Origin of the sequence: Pantoea sp. EKM103V, assembly GCF_011800365.1 — a bacterium.
In the GTDB taxonomy this organism is placed as follows: domain Bacteria; phylum Pseudomonadota; class Gammaproteobacteria; order Enterobacterales; family Enterobacteriaceae; genus Pantoea; species Pantoea anthophila.
In genome coordinates, this window is record NZ_JAALFQ010000005.1 from 241,565 (window position 1) to 255,629 (window position 14,065).

General features: G+C 57.7%; 14 protein-coding genes. 11 read left to right on the top strand and 3 right to left on the bottom strand.

Annotated elements, in window-relative coordinates; translation table 11 throughout:
• Positions 1–5: 5 nt before the first annotated feature.
• The 4 genes from tatA to tatD all read left to right on the top strand — a co-directional run bounded on the left by tatA (position 6) and on the right by tatD (position 2,528).
• Positions 6–260, top strand: coding sequence for a Sec-independent protein translocase subunit TatA (tatA, locus tag HFD97_RS13345; RefSeq protein ID WP_009088506.1), 255 nt, complete (start codon positions 6–8; stop codon positions 258–260).
• Between the two features lie 3 nt (positions 261–263).
• Positions 264–899: a Sec-independent protein translocase protein TatB gene (gene tatB, locus HFD97_RS13350; protein WP_167432011.1), complete on the top strand. Its 636-nt coding sequence runs from the start codon at positions 264–266 to the stop codon at positions 897–899.
• Positions 899–1,657 (top strand): Sec-independent protein translocase subunit TatC, encoded by a 759-nt coding sequence (gene tatC / locus HFD97_RS13355; RefSeq protein ID WP_009088508.1) that lies wholly within the window; start codon positions 899–901, stop codon positions 1,655–1,657. The genes tatB and tatC overlap by 1 nt, the downstream gene beginning before the upstream one ends.
• A gap of 88 nt (positions 1,658–1,745) precedes the next feature.
• Complete coding sequence (gene tatD / locus HFD97_RS13360) at positions 1,746–2,528, top strand: 3'-5' ssDNA/RNA exonuclease TatD (protein WP_009088510.1); 783 nt, start codon at positions 1,746–1,748, stop codon at positions 2,526–2,528.
• On the opposite strand, the gene rfaH is transcribed toward tatD, so the two are convergent.
• Complete coding sequence (gene rfaH, locus HFD97_RS13365) at positions 2,525–3,013, bottom strand: transcription/translation regulatory transformer protein RfaH (RefSeq protein ID WP_009088512.1); 489 nt, start codon at positions 3,011–3,013, stop codon at positions 2,525–2,527. The genes tatD and rfaH overlap by 4 nt on opposite strands.
• Positions 3,014–3,219: 206 nt before the next feature.
• Here rfaH and pepE point away from each other — a divergent pair, with 206 nt between their 5' ends.
• The 3 genes from pepE (at position 3,220) to fre (ending at position 6,253) form a co-directional block, all read left to right on the top strand.
• Positions 3,220–3,945 (top strand): dipeptidase PepE, encoded by a 726-nt coding sequence (pepE, locus tag HFD97_RS13370; RefSeq protein WP_058958179.1) that lies wholly within the window; start codon positions 3,220–3,222, stop codon positions 3,943–3,945.
• Positions 3,946–4,025: 80 nt separating this feature from the next.
• Positions 4,026–5,510: a 4-hydroxy-3-polyprenylbenzoate decarboxylase gene (ubiD, locus tag HFD97_RS13375; protein ID WP_009088516.1), complete on the top strand. Its 1,485-nt coding sequence runs from the start codon at positions 4,026–4,028 to the stop codon at positions 5,508–5,510.
• Positions 5,511–5,551: 41 nt separating this feature from the next.
• The gene (gene fre, locus HFD97_RS13380) at positions 5,552–6,253 is read left to right on the top strand and encodes an NAD(P)H-flavin reductase (RefSeq protein WP_009088519.1); all 702 of its coding nucleotides are present in this window, start codon (positions 5,552–5,554) and stop codon (positions 6,251–6,253) included.
• A 68-nt stretch (positions 6,254–6,321) separates the two neighbouring features.
• Here the strand turns inward: fre and fadA are convergent, their stop codons facing one another.
• Both fadA and fadB read right to left on the bottom strand, forming a co-directional pair.
• Positions 6,322–7,485, bottom strand: coding sequence for an acetyl-CoA C-acyltransferase FadA (gene fadA / locus HFD97_RS13385; protein WP_167432010.1), 1,164 nt, complete (start codon positions 7,483–7,485; stop codon positions 6,322–6,324).
• Between the two features lie 10 nt (positions 7,486–7,495).
• Positions 7,496–9,679: a fatty acid oxidation complex subunit alpha FadB gene (fadB, locus tag HFD97_RS13390; protein WP_167432009.1), complete on the bottom strand. Its 2,184-nt coding sequence runs from the start codon at positions 9,677–9,679 to the stop codon at positions 7,496–7,498.
• Between the two features lie 186 nt (positions 9,680–9,865).
• Between fadB and pepQ the strand changes: the two genes are divergently transcribed.
• Genes pepQ through hemG form a run of 4 tightly spaced genes read left to right on the top strand, consistent with a single transcriptional unit; the run spans position 9,866 to position 13,849 of the window.
• A complete protein-coding gene (pepQ, locus tag HFD97_RS13395; protein ID WP_167432008.1) occupies positions 9,866–11,197 on the top strand; it encodes a Xaa-Pro dipeptidase in 1,332 nt (443 codons plus the stop codon).
• Entirely contained in the window at positions 11,197–11,814 is a 618-nt protein-coding gene (locus HFD97_RS13400) for an IMPACT family protein (RefSeq protein WP_046100972.1), read from the top strand. Before pepQ ends, HFD97_RS13400 begins: the two co-directional genes overlap by 1 nt.
• A 32-nt stretch (positions 11,815–11,846) precedes the next feature.
• Entirely contained in the window at positions 11,847–13,298 is a 1,452-nt protein-coding gene (trkH, locus tag HFD97_RS13405) for a Trk system potassium transporter TrkH (RefSeq protein ID WP_009088529.1), read from the top strand.
• Between the two features lie 17 nt (positions 13,299–13,315).
• Complete coding sequence (hemG, locus tag HFD97_RS13410; protein WP_009088532.1) at positions 13,316–13,849, top strand: menaquinone-dependent protoporphyrinogen IX dehydrogenase; 534 nt, start codon at positions 13,316–13,318, stop codon at positions 13,847–13,849.
• Positions 13,850–14,065 lie beyond the last annotated feature (216 nt).

Here is a 14,065-nt window from a genome sequence, read left to right on the forward strand (position 1 = left end):
ATCTCATGGGCGGTATCAGTATCTGGCAACTGTTAATCATTGCCGTGATTGTTGTACTTCTGTTCGGTACCAATAAATTACGTAATCTGGGTTCGGATTTAGGTTCTTCGATTCGTGGCTTCAAAAAGGCTATGAGTGATGAGGACGACAAAAAGGATCAACCGAAAGAGCAGGACGCTGACTTCGCTGCCAAAACGCTGGCGGACAAACAGCAAACTTCGGCTAACAAAGAAGAAGCCAAGAACGACAAGCAGGTGTAAACCGTGTTCGATATTGGTTTTAGTGAACTGGTATTGGTGTTCGTTATCGGGCTGATTGTACTCGGCCCGCAACGATTACCGGTTGCGGTGAAAACCGTGGTCGGCTGGATCAGGGCGATTCGTTCGCTGGCAGCCAATGTACAACATGAACTGGCGCAGGAGCTCAAACTGCAGGAGTTGCAGGAGAGCCTGAAAAAGGTGGAAGAGGCGGGCCGTGGCACGCTCTCACCTGAGCTGAAGGAGTCGATGGAAGAGCTGCGTAAAACGGCAGATTCAATGAAGCGCTCGGTCAGTCAGAGCATCGACATTGAAAAAGAGGAAGACGAAGCGAACACCATCCACTCAGCACAGCACCGGTATGCCCCTGAGCCTGCTGCGACGGAAACCGCCGCGACGCCAGCCTCAGCAGAGCATCAGTCCAGCGCACCGGCACAGGCTCCGTCTGCGGCAGCGGGTGCCGATGCCGCGGTGCAACCCGCACCGGCCGCGGCCGCACAGCGAACCTCTGCTGCGCCATCCTCTGCTGCGCCTGCTGCTGTGGCCAGCACACCGGCACAGGCACCCGCTGGCGAATCCGCCAGGTTATCAGAGTCTGCGCGTCCTTCCGCGACCTCCTCCTCTGCAGGTGATGAACGATAATGGCCGTTGAAGATACCCAACCGCTCATCAGCCATCTGATTGAGCTGCGTAAGCGATTACTGAACTGCATCATCGCCGTACTGGTCATTTTCCTGGTACTGGTCTATTTCGCCAACGACATCTACCAGCTGGTCGCATCACCGCTGATCAGTCAGATGCCGGTGGGCTCCAGCATGATTGCAACCGATGTCGCCTCGCCGTTCTTTACCCCGATAAAGCTGACCATCATCGTGTCAGTGTTTCTCGCGGTGCCGGTGATCCTCTATCAGGTCTGGGCATTTGTCGCCCCGGCGCTCTACCGGCATGAGCGCAGGCTGGTGATGCCGCTGCTCTTCTCCAGCACCTTCCTGTTCTACTTCGGTGTGGCCTTTGCTTACTTCGTCGTTTTCCCGCTGGCATTTGGCTTTTTCACCAAGACCGCGCCCATCGGCGTGACGGTCGCAACGGATATCGCCAAATACCTCGATTTCGTCATGACGCTCTTCATGGCCTTTGGGGTGGCGTTTGAGGTGCCGGTGGCGATCGTGTTGCTCTGCTGGACCGGTATCACCAGCCCGGAAGATCTGAAAAAGAAACGTCCCTATATTCTGGTGGGCGCTTTCGTAGTCGGGATGCTGCTCACACCTCCGGACGTTTTTTCCCAAACTTTGCTCGCTATTCCGATGTACTGCCTGTTTGAAGTCGGCGTATTCTTTTCCCGTTACTATGTGGGTAAAGGCCGCTGGTCACAGGATGAGGATAAACATACCGACGCCTGACGCTGACCGTATGACCCGCACAGGCGGGAAGCGAGCCATCCAGACCGCCCCTCCGGGCGGTTTTTTTTTACAAACTGTGGGAAAAATTATGTTTGATATCGGTGTAAACCTGACCAGCACGCAATTCGCCTCCGACCGGCAAAAGGTGGTTAAACGCGCGCGTGATGCGGGCGTCACCGGCATGCTTATTACCGGCACCAACGCGCTGGAGAGCCAGCAGGCTCAGCGACTGGCTGAAGGCCAGCCCGGCTTTTGCTGGTCTACCGCGGGCGTTCACCCTCATCATGCCAGCGAATGGTCGCTGGAGATCGCCAGCACCCTGCGCCGGCTGGCGGAAAAACCGGAAGTGGTCGCCATTGGTGAGTGCGGACTCGATTTTAATCGCAACCTCTCGGCCCATGAGCAGCAGGAGTATGCATTTGACGCACAGCTGGCGCTGGCCGCAGAACTCAATATGCCGGTGTTCCTGCACTGCCGTGAAGCCCATGCGCGTTTCGCTGCGGTGCTTGCTCCCTGGCTGCCAAAACTGCCGGGTGCGGTGATCCACTGCTTTACCGGCACGCGCGACGAACTGGAAGCCTGTCTGGAAATGGGGTTATCTGTGGGCATTACGGGCTGGGTCTGCGATGAGCGTCGGGGTCTGGAACTGCGTGAGCTGCTGCCGCTGATCCCGGCCGAACGCCTGCTGCTGGAAACGGATGCGCCCTACCTGTTGCCGCGCGACATGCGTCCGCGTCCGCCTTCGCGCCGCAACGAACCCTGCTTTTTACCGCATATTGTCAGTCAGGTGGCGACATGGCGAGGTGAGAGTGCGGAGGCACTGGCGGCCCGCATCGATCATAATGCGCGGACGCTGTTCAGACTGGCTTAAAGCTTGCGGAACTGCTTGTTATCGACGCTGCGCATCACCTGCTTGTTGAGGAGGTTCAGCAACAGGATCGAGCGTGTTTCACCATCCGGCTCGGCAAAAATGGCGCGCAGCCCTTCAAACGTTCCTTCGGTGATGACAACCTCATCGCCGCTCTGTGGCGTTTCAGGATCGAGCAGGATTTGCGGGACGTCGGTTTCCAGCGCTTCGATGACCGCCGACGGCACGGTTGCCGGGGTGGAGCCGAAGCGGACAAAGTGACTGACACCGCGGGTGCTGCTGATGGTGGTGGTGTGAATCTCTTCAGGATCGAATTCGATAAACAGGTAGTTAGGGAACAGCGGCTCACTCACCGTGGTGCGTTTACCGCGCACGATCTTTTCCAGAGCGATCATCGGGCTGAGGCAATGCACCTCCTGCCGCTCGAGATGCTCCTTCGCGCGCAATAGCTGTCCACGTTTGCAATAGAGTAAGTACCAGGCTTCCATAACGGCTCCCATTGAATGGACGCTAAGAATAGCAAACCTGTTGCCAGAGTTATAGCGCAGGGGCAGGGTAAAGCGGCCCGCAGAGAAAATAAATTGAGACTTTTCTTAGCAGGCCGGAGGCGGGCAGAAACGGTAACGGGAAATTGACGTGCACCAGGGCTCTGTATCAGACTCGATAACCTTCACCCCTGCAAAAGGAACGTCTGATGGAACTCTTTCTGTTGAGCAATGGCAGGCTGGCGGACGATGCGCCGCTGCTGGGTTATGCGCAGCCGCAGCTGCACGCGATGATCGCCCGACGCGCTATCCGCTCGGCGGTCCTGATCCCCTACGCGATAATCCGGGGCGATCAGCAGCAGCGCGCCGCCGAACTCACGGCCTCTCTGGGCATCCCGGTCAGGCTGGTTCAATCCTTTGCCTCACCGGCTGAGGCGATTGCACAGGCAGAACTGATTCTGGTCAGCGGCGGCAACACCTGGTTTCTGAACCAGATGCTGCATGAGCAGGATCTCATCGTCCCGATCCAGCGTGCAGTACGTGAGCGACAGGTGCCTTATCTCGGCTGGAGCGCGGGCTGCAATGTGGCGACGCCCTCCATCCGCACCACCAACGATATGCCGGTGCGCAGCAGTGTAGTGCTGCCCGCGCTGGGACTGTTTCCGGTGCAGATCAATCCCCACTATCTTGATGCCAGCGTCAGCGGCCATATGGGCGAAACCCGCGATGAGCGTCTGGCGGAGTTCTGCGCGGTTAACCCGACGGAGTCGGTGATTGCCCTGCGTGAAGGCAGTTTTCTGCACCTGCATGACAACCAGCTGCGCTATCACAGCGTGCGAAACGAGGACTTTAAGCTGTTTCGCCACGGTGACCCGATTCAGGGAATGCACGATACCCGCGCACTGCAGCCGCTGGTTCCCTTTCAGTGCGTATGAGGCTGCGGTATAAACCTCAGCAACTCCGCGTAATCAGACCTATAATGGCCGATTCACTCTGGCCGGAATGTTAAAGCCGCATGAAATACCACGATTTGAGAGACTTCCTCGCGCTGCTTGAACAGCGCGGTGAGCTAAAGCGCATTACCCAGTCCATCGATCCCGAACTGGAAATGACGGAGATTGCCGATCGCACGCTGCGTGCCGGTGGCCCCGCCCTGCTGTTTGAAAACCCGAAAGGGTACGATATGCCGGTGCTGTGCAACCTGTTCGGCACGCCTAAGCGCGTGGCCATGGGCATGGGGCAGGAAGAGGTGAGCGCCCTGCGTGAAGTGGGTAAGCTGCTGGCCTTCCTGAAAGAGCCTGAGCCGCCAAAAGGCTTCCGCGACCTGTTCGATAAAATGCCGCAGTTTAAGCAGGTGCTGAACATGCCGACCAAACGGCTGCGTAATGCGCCCTGTCAGGAAGAGGTGTTCAGCGGTGATGAGGTCGATCTGACGCGTATTCCGGTCATGAAGTGCTGGCCAGGCGATGCCGCACCGCTGATTACCTGGGGGCTGACCGTCACGCGTGGCCCCCACAAAGAGCGCCAGAATCTCGGTATTTACCGTCAGCAGGTGATCGGTAAAAATCGTCTGATCATGCGCTGGCTGTCGCACCGTGGCGGCGCGCTTGATTTTCAGGAGTGGACGAAAGCGCATCCGGGTGAACGTTTTCCGGTTTCGGTCGCGCTGGGCGCCGATCCTGCCACCATCCTCGGCGCGGTGACACCGGTGCCTGACACGCTGTCAGAATATGCGTTTGCCGGTCTGCTGCGCGGCAACAAAACGGAAGTGGTGAAGTGCCTGTCGAACGATCTCGAAGTGCCGGCCAGTGCGGAAATCGTGCTGGAAGGCTATATCGAAGCGGGCGATATGGCGCCAGAAGGCCCCTACGGTGACCACACCGGCTACTACAATGAAGTGGATAGCTTCCCGGTATTTACCGTGACGCATATCACGCAGCGTCGACAGCCGATCTATCACTCCACCTATACCGGGCGTCCGCCGGATGAACCCGCCGTACTGGGCGTGGCGCTGAATGAAGTTCTGGTACCGATTCTGATTAAGCAGTTCCCGGAGATCGTGGACTTCTACCTGCCGCCTGAAGGTTGCTCCTACCGGCTGGCGGTTGTGACGATTAAAAAGCAGTACGCAGGGCATGCCAAACGTGTCATGTTTGGCGTCTGGTCATTTTTGCGGCAGTTCATGTACACCAAATTTGTTATTGTGTGTGACGATGATGTTAATGCGCGCGACTGGAATGACGTGATCTGGGCGATCACCACGCGAATGGATCCGGCCCGTGATACGGTATTAGTCGAAAATACCCCTATCGACTATCTCGATTTCGCCTCGCCGGTTTCCGGGCTGGGGTCGAAGATGGGGCTTGATGCAACCAATAAGTGGCCGGGTGAAACGCAGCGTGAATGGGGTACGCCCATTGTTAAAGATCCTGCGGTCACGGCGCGCATTGATGCTATCTGGGATGAGCTAGGTATTCTTGATCAGCCGCCACAGCGTTGATGGCGAGCACAACCATAAAGACGACCCGACAGAGGGAACGCATGACAACGTTAAGCTGTAAAGTAACTTCGGTTGAGGCGATTACCGACACGGTCTATCGCGTTCGCCTGATCCCTGAAGCGGAATTCAGTTTTCGCGCGGGGCAGTATCTGATGGTCGTGATGGATGAGCGTGATAAGCGTCCGTTCTCACTGGCCTCAACGCCGATGGAAAAAGATATTATTGAGCTGCATATCGGCGCGTCCGATCTCAACCTCTATGCGATGGCGGTGATGGATCGGATCCGCAACGATCGTCAGATCACCGTCGATATGCCGCACGGTGACGCCTGGCTGCGCGAAGAGAGCAGTAAGCCGCTGATCCTGATTGCAGGTGGCACCGGCTTCTCCTACGCCCGTTCAATTCTGCTCACCGCGCTGGCGGAACAGCCGGAGCGCGATATCGCCATTTACTGGGGCGGACGTGAGCTTAAGCATCTGTACGATCTGGACGAGCTGAATGCGCTGGCGGTGAAGCACCCGAACCTGAAAGTGATCCCGGTTGTTGAACAGCCTGAAGCGGGCTGGCAGGGGCGTTCCGGTACGGTACTGACCGCGGTGATGCAGGATTTCAGCACGCTGAGCGAACATGAGATCTATATCGCCGGGCGCTTTGAGATGGCGAAGATTGCCCGCGACCGTTTCTGTGCCGAGCGTGGCGCAGTCGAGTCACAGATGTATGGCGATGCGTTTGCCTTTATCTGATCGCCGGCAGCAGACAGAAAAAACCCGCCGGTAACGGCGGGTAAATCTGACAAAATAAACGCAACGTATTACAGACGCTCGAATACGGTTGCGATCCCCTGGCCCAGCCCGATACACATGGTGGCAAGACCCAGGCTGGCATCGTGTCGTTCCATAATGTTCAGCAGCGTGGTACTGATACGCGCGCCGGAACAGCCCAGCGGATGGCCTAACGCAATCGCGCCGCCATTCAGATTGACCTTTTCATCCAGCTGCTCCAGCAACCCTAAATCTTTGATGCACGGCAGTGTCTGCGCAGCAAAGGCTTCGTTCAGCTCAAAGACGTCGATATCGCTGACGCTCAGTCCCGCCCGTTTTAACGCCAGCTTACTGGCCGGAACCGGCCCATAGCCCATGATTGAAGGATCGCAGCCCACCACGGCCATGCTGCGGATGCGGGCGCGCGGCGTCAGTCCCAGCTCGCGGGCGCGTGATTCGCTCATCACCAGCATGGCGGCTGCGCCATCTGACAACGCTGACGAGGAGCCCGCCGTCACGGTGCCATTCACCGGATCGAAAGCCGGTTTCAGCGCCGCCAGGCCTTCGGCGCTGGTCTCTTCACGGATCACTTCATCGAAATCATAACGTTTAAGGATGCCGTCGCTGTCATGACCATAGGTGGCGACAATCTCTGTCGCAAAATCGCCGCGCCGGGTGGCCTGCCAGGCCCGCTGGTGCGAACGCAGGGCAAACGCATCCTGCTGCTCACGGCTGATATGATGCATCCGCGCCAGCATTTCTGCCGTCAGGCCCATCATCCCTGCAGCTTTGGCAACCGTCCGGCTAAGCCCGGGATGAAAGTCGACGCCGTGGTTCATCGGCACATGCCCCATATGCTCCACGCCACCGATCAGACAGCTCCGGGCATCACCGACCATAATGGCGCGGGCGGCATCGTGCAGCGCCTGCATGGAAGAGCCACACAGCCGGTTGACGGTGCTGGCTGGCACCGTGTGGGGAATTTCGGCCAGCAGGGCAGCGTTACGTGCGATATTAAATCCCTGCTCCAGCGTCTGCTGCACGCAGCCCCAGAGAATGTCATCCAGCTCTGCCGGGTTTACCGCCGGGTTGCGGCTCAGCAGTTCACGCATCAGATGCGCAGAGAGATCTTCGGCGCGCACATGACGGAAGGCGCCGCCTTTTGACCGGCCCATTGGCGTGCGCACGGCATCAATAATCACCACATTTTCCATCTTCTTGCCCTCAGGCGCTTTTCAGCGCGGCTTCATCAATCGGTTTGGCGGCGGGATACCAGCTTTCATGCTGATGGGCTTTCTGCAGCAGCAGGGCAGGCAGGGCATACAGGCCACCGAGACCGCTATAACGCCGGGCCTGATCCACCACGTTGCTGTTGCCCAGAGTATCGAGATAGCGGAAAGCCCCGCCACGGAAAGGCGGGAAGCCGAGGCCATACACCAGCGCCATATCGGCTTCAGCCGGTGAGGCGATAATCTTCTCTTCCAGGCAGCGCACCACTTCGTTCAGCATCGGCAGCATCATGCGGTTCAGAATCTCTTCATCGCTGAAGATTCGCGCGGGCTGAAAGGCCTGCTGCAGCAGCGTATCGACATCGGCATCGGCCACTTTTTTTGGCTTGCCCTTTTTATCTTCTTCCCAGCGCCAGAAGCCTTTGCCATTTTTCTGGCCAAAGCGACCAGCCTCAAACAGCAGATCGATTGCGTCGCGATAGTCATGCTTCATGCGGTCCGGGAACCCGTCAGCCATCACGCTTTGCGCATGGTGCGCCGTATCGATGCCCACGACATCCAGCAGCCATGACGGCCCCATCGGCCAGCCAAACTGTTTTTCCATGACCTTATCTATCTGGCGGAAATCTGCGCCATCGCGCAGGAGCAGGCTGAAAGCGGCGAAGTAGGGGAACAGCACCCGGTTAACAAAGAAGCCGGGGCAGTCGTTGACCACGATAGGGGTTTTGCCCATTTTGCTGGCCCAGGCCACCACTTTGCCGAGCGTCGCTTCACTGGTTTTCTCGCCCCGGATCACTTCGACCAGCGGCATACGCGGCACCGGGTTAAAGAAGTGCATGCCACAGAAGTTTTCCGGGCGCTGTAACGCCTGCGCCAGCTGGCTGATAGGAATGGTCGAAGTATTCGAGGCCAGAACGGCATCGTCACGCAGATGCCGCTCTGTTTCAGCCAGCACTTTAGCCTTGATCTGCGGGTTCTCGACTACCGCTTCCACCACCACGTCGGCCAGTTCAAAACCGGCGTAATCCAGCGTGGGCTGGATGGTGGCGATGACACTGGCCAGCCTGTTACCGTCAATTTTTCCGCGCGCCAGCTGGGAGTTGAGCAGCTTGCTGGCTTCATTCATCCCCAGCGTCAGCGCCTGTGGATTGATATCTTTCATTCTGACCGGCACGCCTTTCCAGGCAGACTGGTAGCTGATGCCACCGCCCATGATGCCTGCGCCCAGCACTGCCGCCTGAGCAGGCGCGCCGCTTTCGCTGGCGCGTTTTTTTGCCAGCCCTTTAACGTACTGATCGTTGAGGAAGATGCCGACCAGTGCGCGCGCTTCGTCAGACTGCGCCAGCGGCACAAATGCCGCCGTTTCAAGCTTCAGCGCATCATCACGACCGAGACTGGCCGCGGCCTCAATGGTTTTTACCGCCATCAGCGGAGCGGGGTAATGTTTTCCTGCGGTCTGCATCACCATGCCCTTCGCAATGGTAAAACTCATCGCCGCCTCGATTGGACTGAGCTTCAGCGGGGCCAGTTTAGGCGCACGGCGCACCTGCCAGCTGCCCTCTTCGGCGGCCGCTTTGAGCATGGTGATGCCCGCTTCGCGCAGTTTGTCACGGGCAACCACCGCATCGACCAGGCCCAGTTTCAGCGCGGCATTGCCATCCACATCTTTACCGGCGGCAATAATTTCCAGCGCGCTGTCGGCTCCCAGCAGGCGGGGCAACCTTACGCTGCCGCCAAAGCCTGGCATGATGCCGAGTCTGGTTTCCGGCAGGCCGATGCGGGCATCCGCAGTGGCGATGCGCAGGTCGGTCGCCAGGACGCACTCACATCCGCCACCCAGCGCATAACCATCAATGGCTGCCAGGGTGGGCACGGGCAAATCTTCCAGACGGTTGAAGATGCTGTTGGCGTAACTCAGCCACTGGCTCAGCTTTTCGGTGGGGGCATCAAAAAGGGAAAGAAACTCGGTAATGTCCGCGCCCACGATAAAGGCGGGTTTAGCGGAGCTCAGCAGCAGGCCGCGCAGTGCTGGCTGCTGTTCCAGGACCGCAATGGCCTCGCCCAGACTGGCGACCGTTTGCGTATCCAGCTTGTTGACTGAGCCTTTGGCATCAAAAACCAGCTCGGCGATGCCATCGTCCAGCCAGTGAAGGGTAAGGTTAGCGCCTTGGTAGAGCATGTGCGTCTCCTGAAACCGCGAAAGGTGATCTGGTCATACCAGATGATCGTGAGTGTGGGAGTGATGTTAATTTTTTGCAAACCGCTCTTTGCTTATTTGCTAACAAGATCACAGCCACGCCGGCTTCGGCATCTGAGCAAGGGGTATGCTAAACTGCGGCCATTTCGCGACACGGGAGAGACGGCTATGGATTCACTGAAGACCTTGTATCACGCGCACATCGCCACGTTGCAGCAACGGGCGCAGCAGGTGCTGGCACGCAATAAACTGGATGCGATGCTGATCCATTCCGGTGAGTTGCTGACGGTGTTTCTGGATGACCACACCTATCCGTTTAAGGTGAATCCGCAGTTCAAAGCCTGGGTGCCGGTCACGCAGGTGCCTAACTGCTGGCTCTGGATCGATGGCGTGAACAAACCGAAACTGTGGTTCTACTCTCCGGTGGATTACTGGCATAACGTTGAACCGCTGCCGGACAGTTTCTGGACCGGAGATGTCGAGGTTATCGGCCTGAAAAACGCCGATGAGATTGCGCAGCTGCTCCCTGCACAGCGTGATAATGTCGCCTATATCGGGCCGGTTAATGCACGCGCGGCGCAGCTCGGAATCTCCTCAGACAACATCAACCCTAAAGCGGTCATCGACTTTCTGCACTACCATCGCAGCATTAAAACCGACTATGAACTGGCCTGTCTGCGTCAGGCGCAGAAGCTGGCGGTTGCGGGGCATCGCGCGGCCAAAGAGGCGTTCTCTGCGGGCCTGAGCGAATTTGACATCAATCAGGCTTACCTGACCGCGACCGGCCATCGTGATACCGATGTGCCGTACGGCAATATCATTGCGCTGAATGAACACGCGGCGGTGCTGCACTACACCCGCCTCGATCATCAGCCACCGGCGAAACGTCACAGCTTCCTGATTGATGCCGGCGCCGAATATCTGGGCTACGCCGCCGATCTGACCCGCAGCTATGCGGCGCAGAGCAGCTCGCTCTATGCCAGAATGGTGGAGGCGATGAACGCCGAAGAGCTGGCTTTAATCGCCACGCTGAAACCGGGTGTGCGCTACACCGATTATCATCTTCAGATGCACCAGCGTATTGCCAAGATGTTGCTGAAGTTTGAGCTGGTGCAGGGAATCAGCGAAGAGGCGCTGGTGGCTGAAGATCTGACCGGGCCATTTATGCCACACGGTCTGGGGCATCCGCTGGGCTTGCAGGTGCATGACGTTGCCGGGTTTATGCAGGATGAGCAGGGCACCCATCTCGCCGCGCCTGCGCAGTATCCTTACCTTCGCTGCACCCGCGTGCTGCAGCCCGGCATGGTCTTAACCATCGAGCCGGGCTTCTATATTATCGACTCGTTACTGGCGCCGCTGCGTCAGGGCCGTTTCAGTCAGCACTTTAACTGGCAGGCGATTGATGCGCTTCGGCCTTATGGCGGCATTCGCATCGAAGATAACGTGGTGATCCATCCAAACCGCGTTGAAAACATGACCCGCGATCTGCATCTGGCCTGATGGACGCTTTTGATATTCCCGCGCTGGCCGTGAGCATCAGTGAGGAAACCATCAAAAAGAGTCGCTTTATTACGCTGCTGGCGCACACCGAGGGGACAGAGGCCGCGCGCGCCTTTGTCCAGCAGGTGAAAAGCGAGCATCCTGCTGCCCGGCATCACTGCTGGGCCTGGGTGGCGGGCGCGCCGGATGACTCTCAGCAGCTCGGTTTTTCGGATGATGGTGAGCCGTCGGGCACCGCCGGGAAACCGATGCTGGCGCAGCTGATGGGTGCCGGTATTGGCGAGGTGACCGCTGTGGTGGTGCGTTATTACGGCGGCATCATGCTGGGCACCGGTGGCCTGGTGAAGGCGTATGGCGGTGGCGTCCAGCAGGGACTGAAGCAGTTACCGCGGCAGCGCAAAGTACCGATGATGGTTTTCACGCTGCAATGCGACTATGCACAGCACAGCGATATCGAACGGCTGGTGCAGCGTTTTGAAGGTAAGGTGACCGACAGCCACTATCAGGATCGTATTGCGCTGACGCTGGCATTGCCTTATGGACAGATAGAGGGGTTCAAAAAAAATCTGTCAGACTTTAGCCGGGGCGCGTTGTCGCTGATCCCGCTCACACCATGATGTTCATCTCTCTTATTTAAAGGAACGGCTGAATGCACTTTCGCGCCATTACCCGCATCGTCGGTCTGCTGGTAATTCTTTTTTCAGTGACAATGATTCTGCCCGGCCTCGTCGCATTAATTTATCGAGACGGCGCGGGACGGGCGTTCAGCCAGACATTTATGATGGCGCTGGTGATCGGCTCGCTGCTGTGGTGGCCGAACCGTAAAAAGAAAACCGAACTCAAACCCCGCGAAGGGTTCCTGATCGTCGTTCTGTTCTGGACAGTGCTGGGCAGCGTAGGGGCCATGCCCTTTATCTTTGCGGAGCAGCCGCATCTTTCCGTCACGGATGCGTTCTTTGAATCTTTCTCGGGCCTGACAACCACCGGAGCCACCACGCTGGTGGGGCTGGACTCGCTGCCTAAGGCCATCCTCTTCTACCGGCAGATGCTGCAGTGGCTGGGCGGGATGGGGATCATCGTGTTAGCGGTAGCCATCCTGCCGATTCTGGGCGTCGGGGGCATGCAGCTCTATCGCGCTGAAATGCCGGGACCCCTGAAAGACAATAAAATGCGCCCACGCATCGCCGAGACGGCCAAGACACTCTGGCTGATCTATGTTCTGCTGACCGTAGCCTGTGCGCTGGCACTCTGGCTGGCGGGCATGCCGGCGTTCGATGCTATCGGCCACAGCTTTTCGACCATCGCCATTGGCGGCTTCTCAACTCATGATGCCAGCATCGGCTACTTTAACAGCAGCACCATCAATACTATCGTGGCGGTGTTCCTGCTGATTTCCGGCTGTAACTACGGCCTGCACTTTTCCATGCTAAGCGGACGTAACCTGCGCGTGTACTGGCGGGACCCGGAGTTCCGCATGTTTATCGGCGTTCAGCTGACGCTGGTTCTGATCTGTACGGTGGTGCTCTGGTTCCACAATGTCTATGCCAGCGGCTGGCAAACCCTGAACCAGGCCTTTTTCCAGGTGGTGTCCATGGCGACGACGGCGGGTTTCACGACCGACAGTATCGCTCGCTGGCCGCTATTCCTGCCGGTTCTGCTGTTGTGCTCAGCTTTCATTGGTGGCTGTGCCGGTTCAACCGGGGGTGGCCTGAAGGTGATCCGCATTCTGCTGTTGTGCAAACAGGGTAACCGCGAGCTTAAGCGTCTGGTTCACCCGAATGCGGTGTACACCATCAAGCTGGGCAATCGTGCGCTGCCGGAGCGTATCCTGGAAGCCGTCTGGGGATTCTTCTCGGCCTATGCGCTGGTGTTCCTGGTGAGCATGCTGGCGATCATCGCCACGGGCGTCGATGACTTCTCCGCTTTTGCTGCCGTTGCCGCGACGCTGAATAACCTCGGGCCGGGCTTAGGCGTCGTGGCAGACAACTTCACGTCTATGAATGATGTGGCGAAATGGATACTTATCTCTACCATGTTGTTCGGGCGTCTCGAGGTTTTCACCTTGCTGGTGCTGTTCACGCCTACTTTCTGGCGTGAATAATTAATAAGGATGCTGACATGAAAGCGCTGATTCTCTATTCCACCCGCGACGGGCAAACGCAGAAGATTGCTTCCGCTCTTGCGGAAACCATCCGGCAGCAGCAGCCGTGTGATGTGCTGAACATCCAGGATGCCGCTGTGCCTGACTGGACACAGTATGATCGCGTACTGATTGGCGCCTCGATCCGCTATGGCCATTTTCAGCCGGTCGTCGAGACCTTCGTTAAGCAACATCTCCCTGCGCTGCAGCAGCGTACCAGCGGTTTCTTTTCGGTAAACCTCACGGCACGCAAACCTGAGAAGCGTTCTCCTGAAACGAATGCCTATACCCGGAAGTTCTTATTGCAGTCTCCATGGCAGCCTGACTGCTGTGCCGTATTCGCAGGGGCGCTCTACTATCCCCGCTATCGCTGGTTTGACCGTGTGATGATTCAGCTGATTATGCGTATGACCGGCGGTGAAACCGATGCAACGAAAGAAGTGGAATACACGGACTGGCAACAGGTGAGCCGTTTTGCCCATGAATTTGCACAGTTACCAGGCAAATCGTAGCGAAATAGCGCGATTTGGTGAAAATTACTTCGAACAGTAATCTTTTCGCAATAAACGCTTGTCAGCCCGCGCGAACTCCCTATAATGCGCCTCCATCAACACGGCACACCGGCAACGGGAAACGGGTTGAAGGTTCAGAAGACTGAGCCGCCGGAGAAAAACTTCTGAAAAAGAGGTTGACTCTGAAGGAGGAAAGCGTAATATACGCCACCTCGC

Bases quoted from the DNA above. Each gene is read 5' to 3' on its own strand.
- pepE (WP_058958179.1), top strand. From the start codon at position 3,220: ATGGAACTCTTTCTGTTGAGCAATGGCAGGCTGGCGGACGATGCGCCG.
- rfaH (WP_009088512.1), bottom strand. From the start codon at position 3,013: ATGGAAGCCTGGTACTTACTCTATTGCAAACGTGGACAGCTATTGCGC.
- pepQ (WP_167432008.1), top strand. From the start codon at position 9,866: ATGGATTCACTGAAGACCTTGTATCACGCGCACATCGCCACGTTGCAG.
- fadA (WP_167432010.1), bottom strand. From the start codon at position 7,485: ATGGAAAATGTGGTGATTATTGATGCCGTGCGCACGCCAATGGGCCGG.
- trkH (WP_009088529.1), top strand. From the start codon at position 11,847: ATGCACTTTCGCGCCATTACCCGCATCGTCGGTCTGCTGGTAATTCTT.
- hemG (WP_009088532.1), top strand. From the start codon at position 13,316: ATGAAAGCGCTGATTCTCTATTCCACCCGCGACGGGCAAACGCAGAAG.
- tatC (WP_009088508.1), top strand. From the start codon at position 899: ATGGCCGTTGAAGATACCCAACCGCTCATCAGCCATCTGATTGAGCTG.
- ubiD (WP_009088516.1), top strand. From the start codon at position 4,026: ATGAAATACCACGATTTGAGAGACTTCCTCGCGCTGCTTGAACAGCGC.
- tatA (WP_009088506.1), top strand. From the start codon at position 6: ATGGGCGGTATCAGTATCTGGCAACTGTTAATCATTGCCGTGATTGTT.
- tatD (WP_009088510.1), top strand. From the start codon at position 1,746: ATGTTTGATATCGGTGTAAACCTGACCAGCACGCAATTCGCCTCCGAC.
- fre (WP_009088519.1), top strand. From the start codon at position 5,552: ATGACAACGTTAAGCTGTAAAGTAACTTCGGTTGAGGCGATTACCGAC.
- HFD97_RS13400 (WP_046100972.1), top strand. From the start codon at position 11,197: ATGGACGCTTTTGATATTCCCGCGCTGGCCGTGAGCATCAGTGAGGAA.
- fadB (WP_167432009.1), bottom strand. From the start codon at position 9,679: ATGCTCTACCAAGGCGCTAACCTTACCCTTCACTGGCTGGACGATGGC.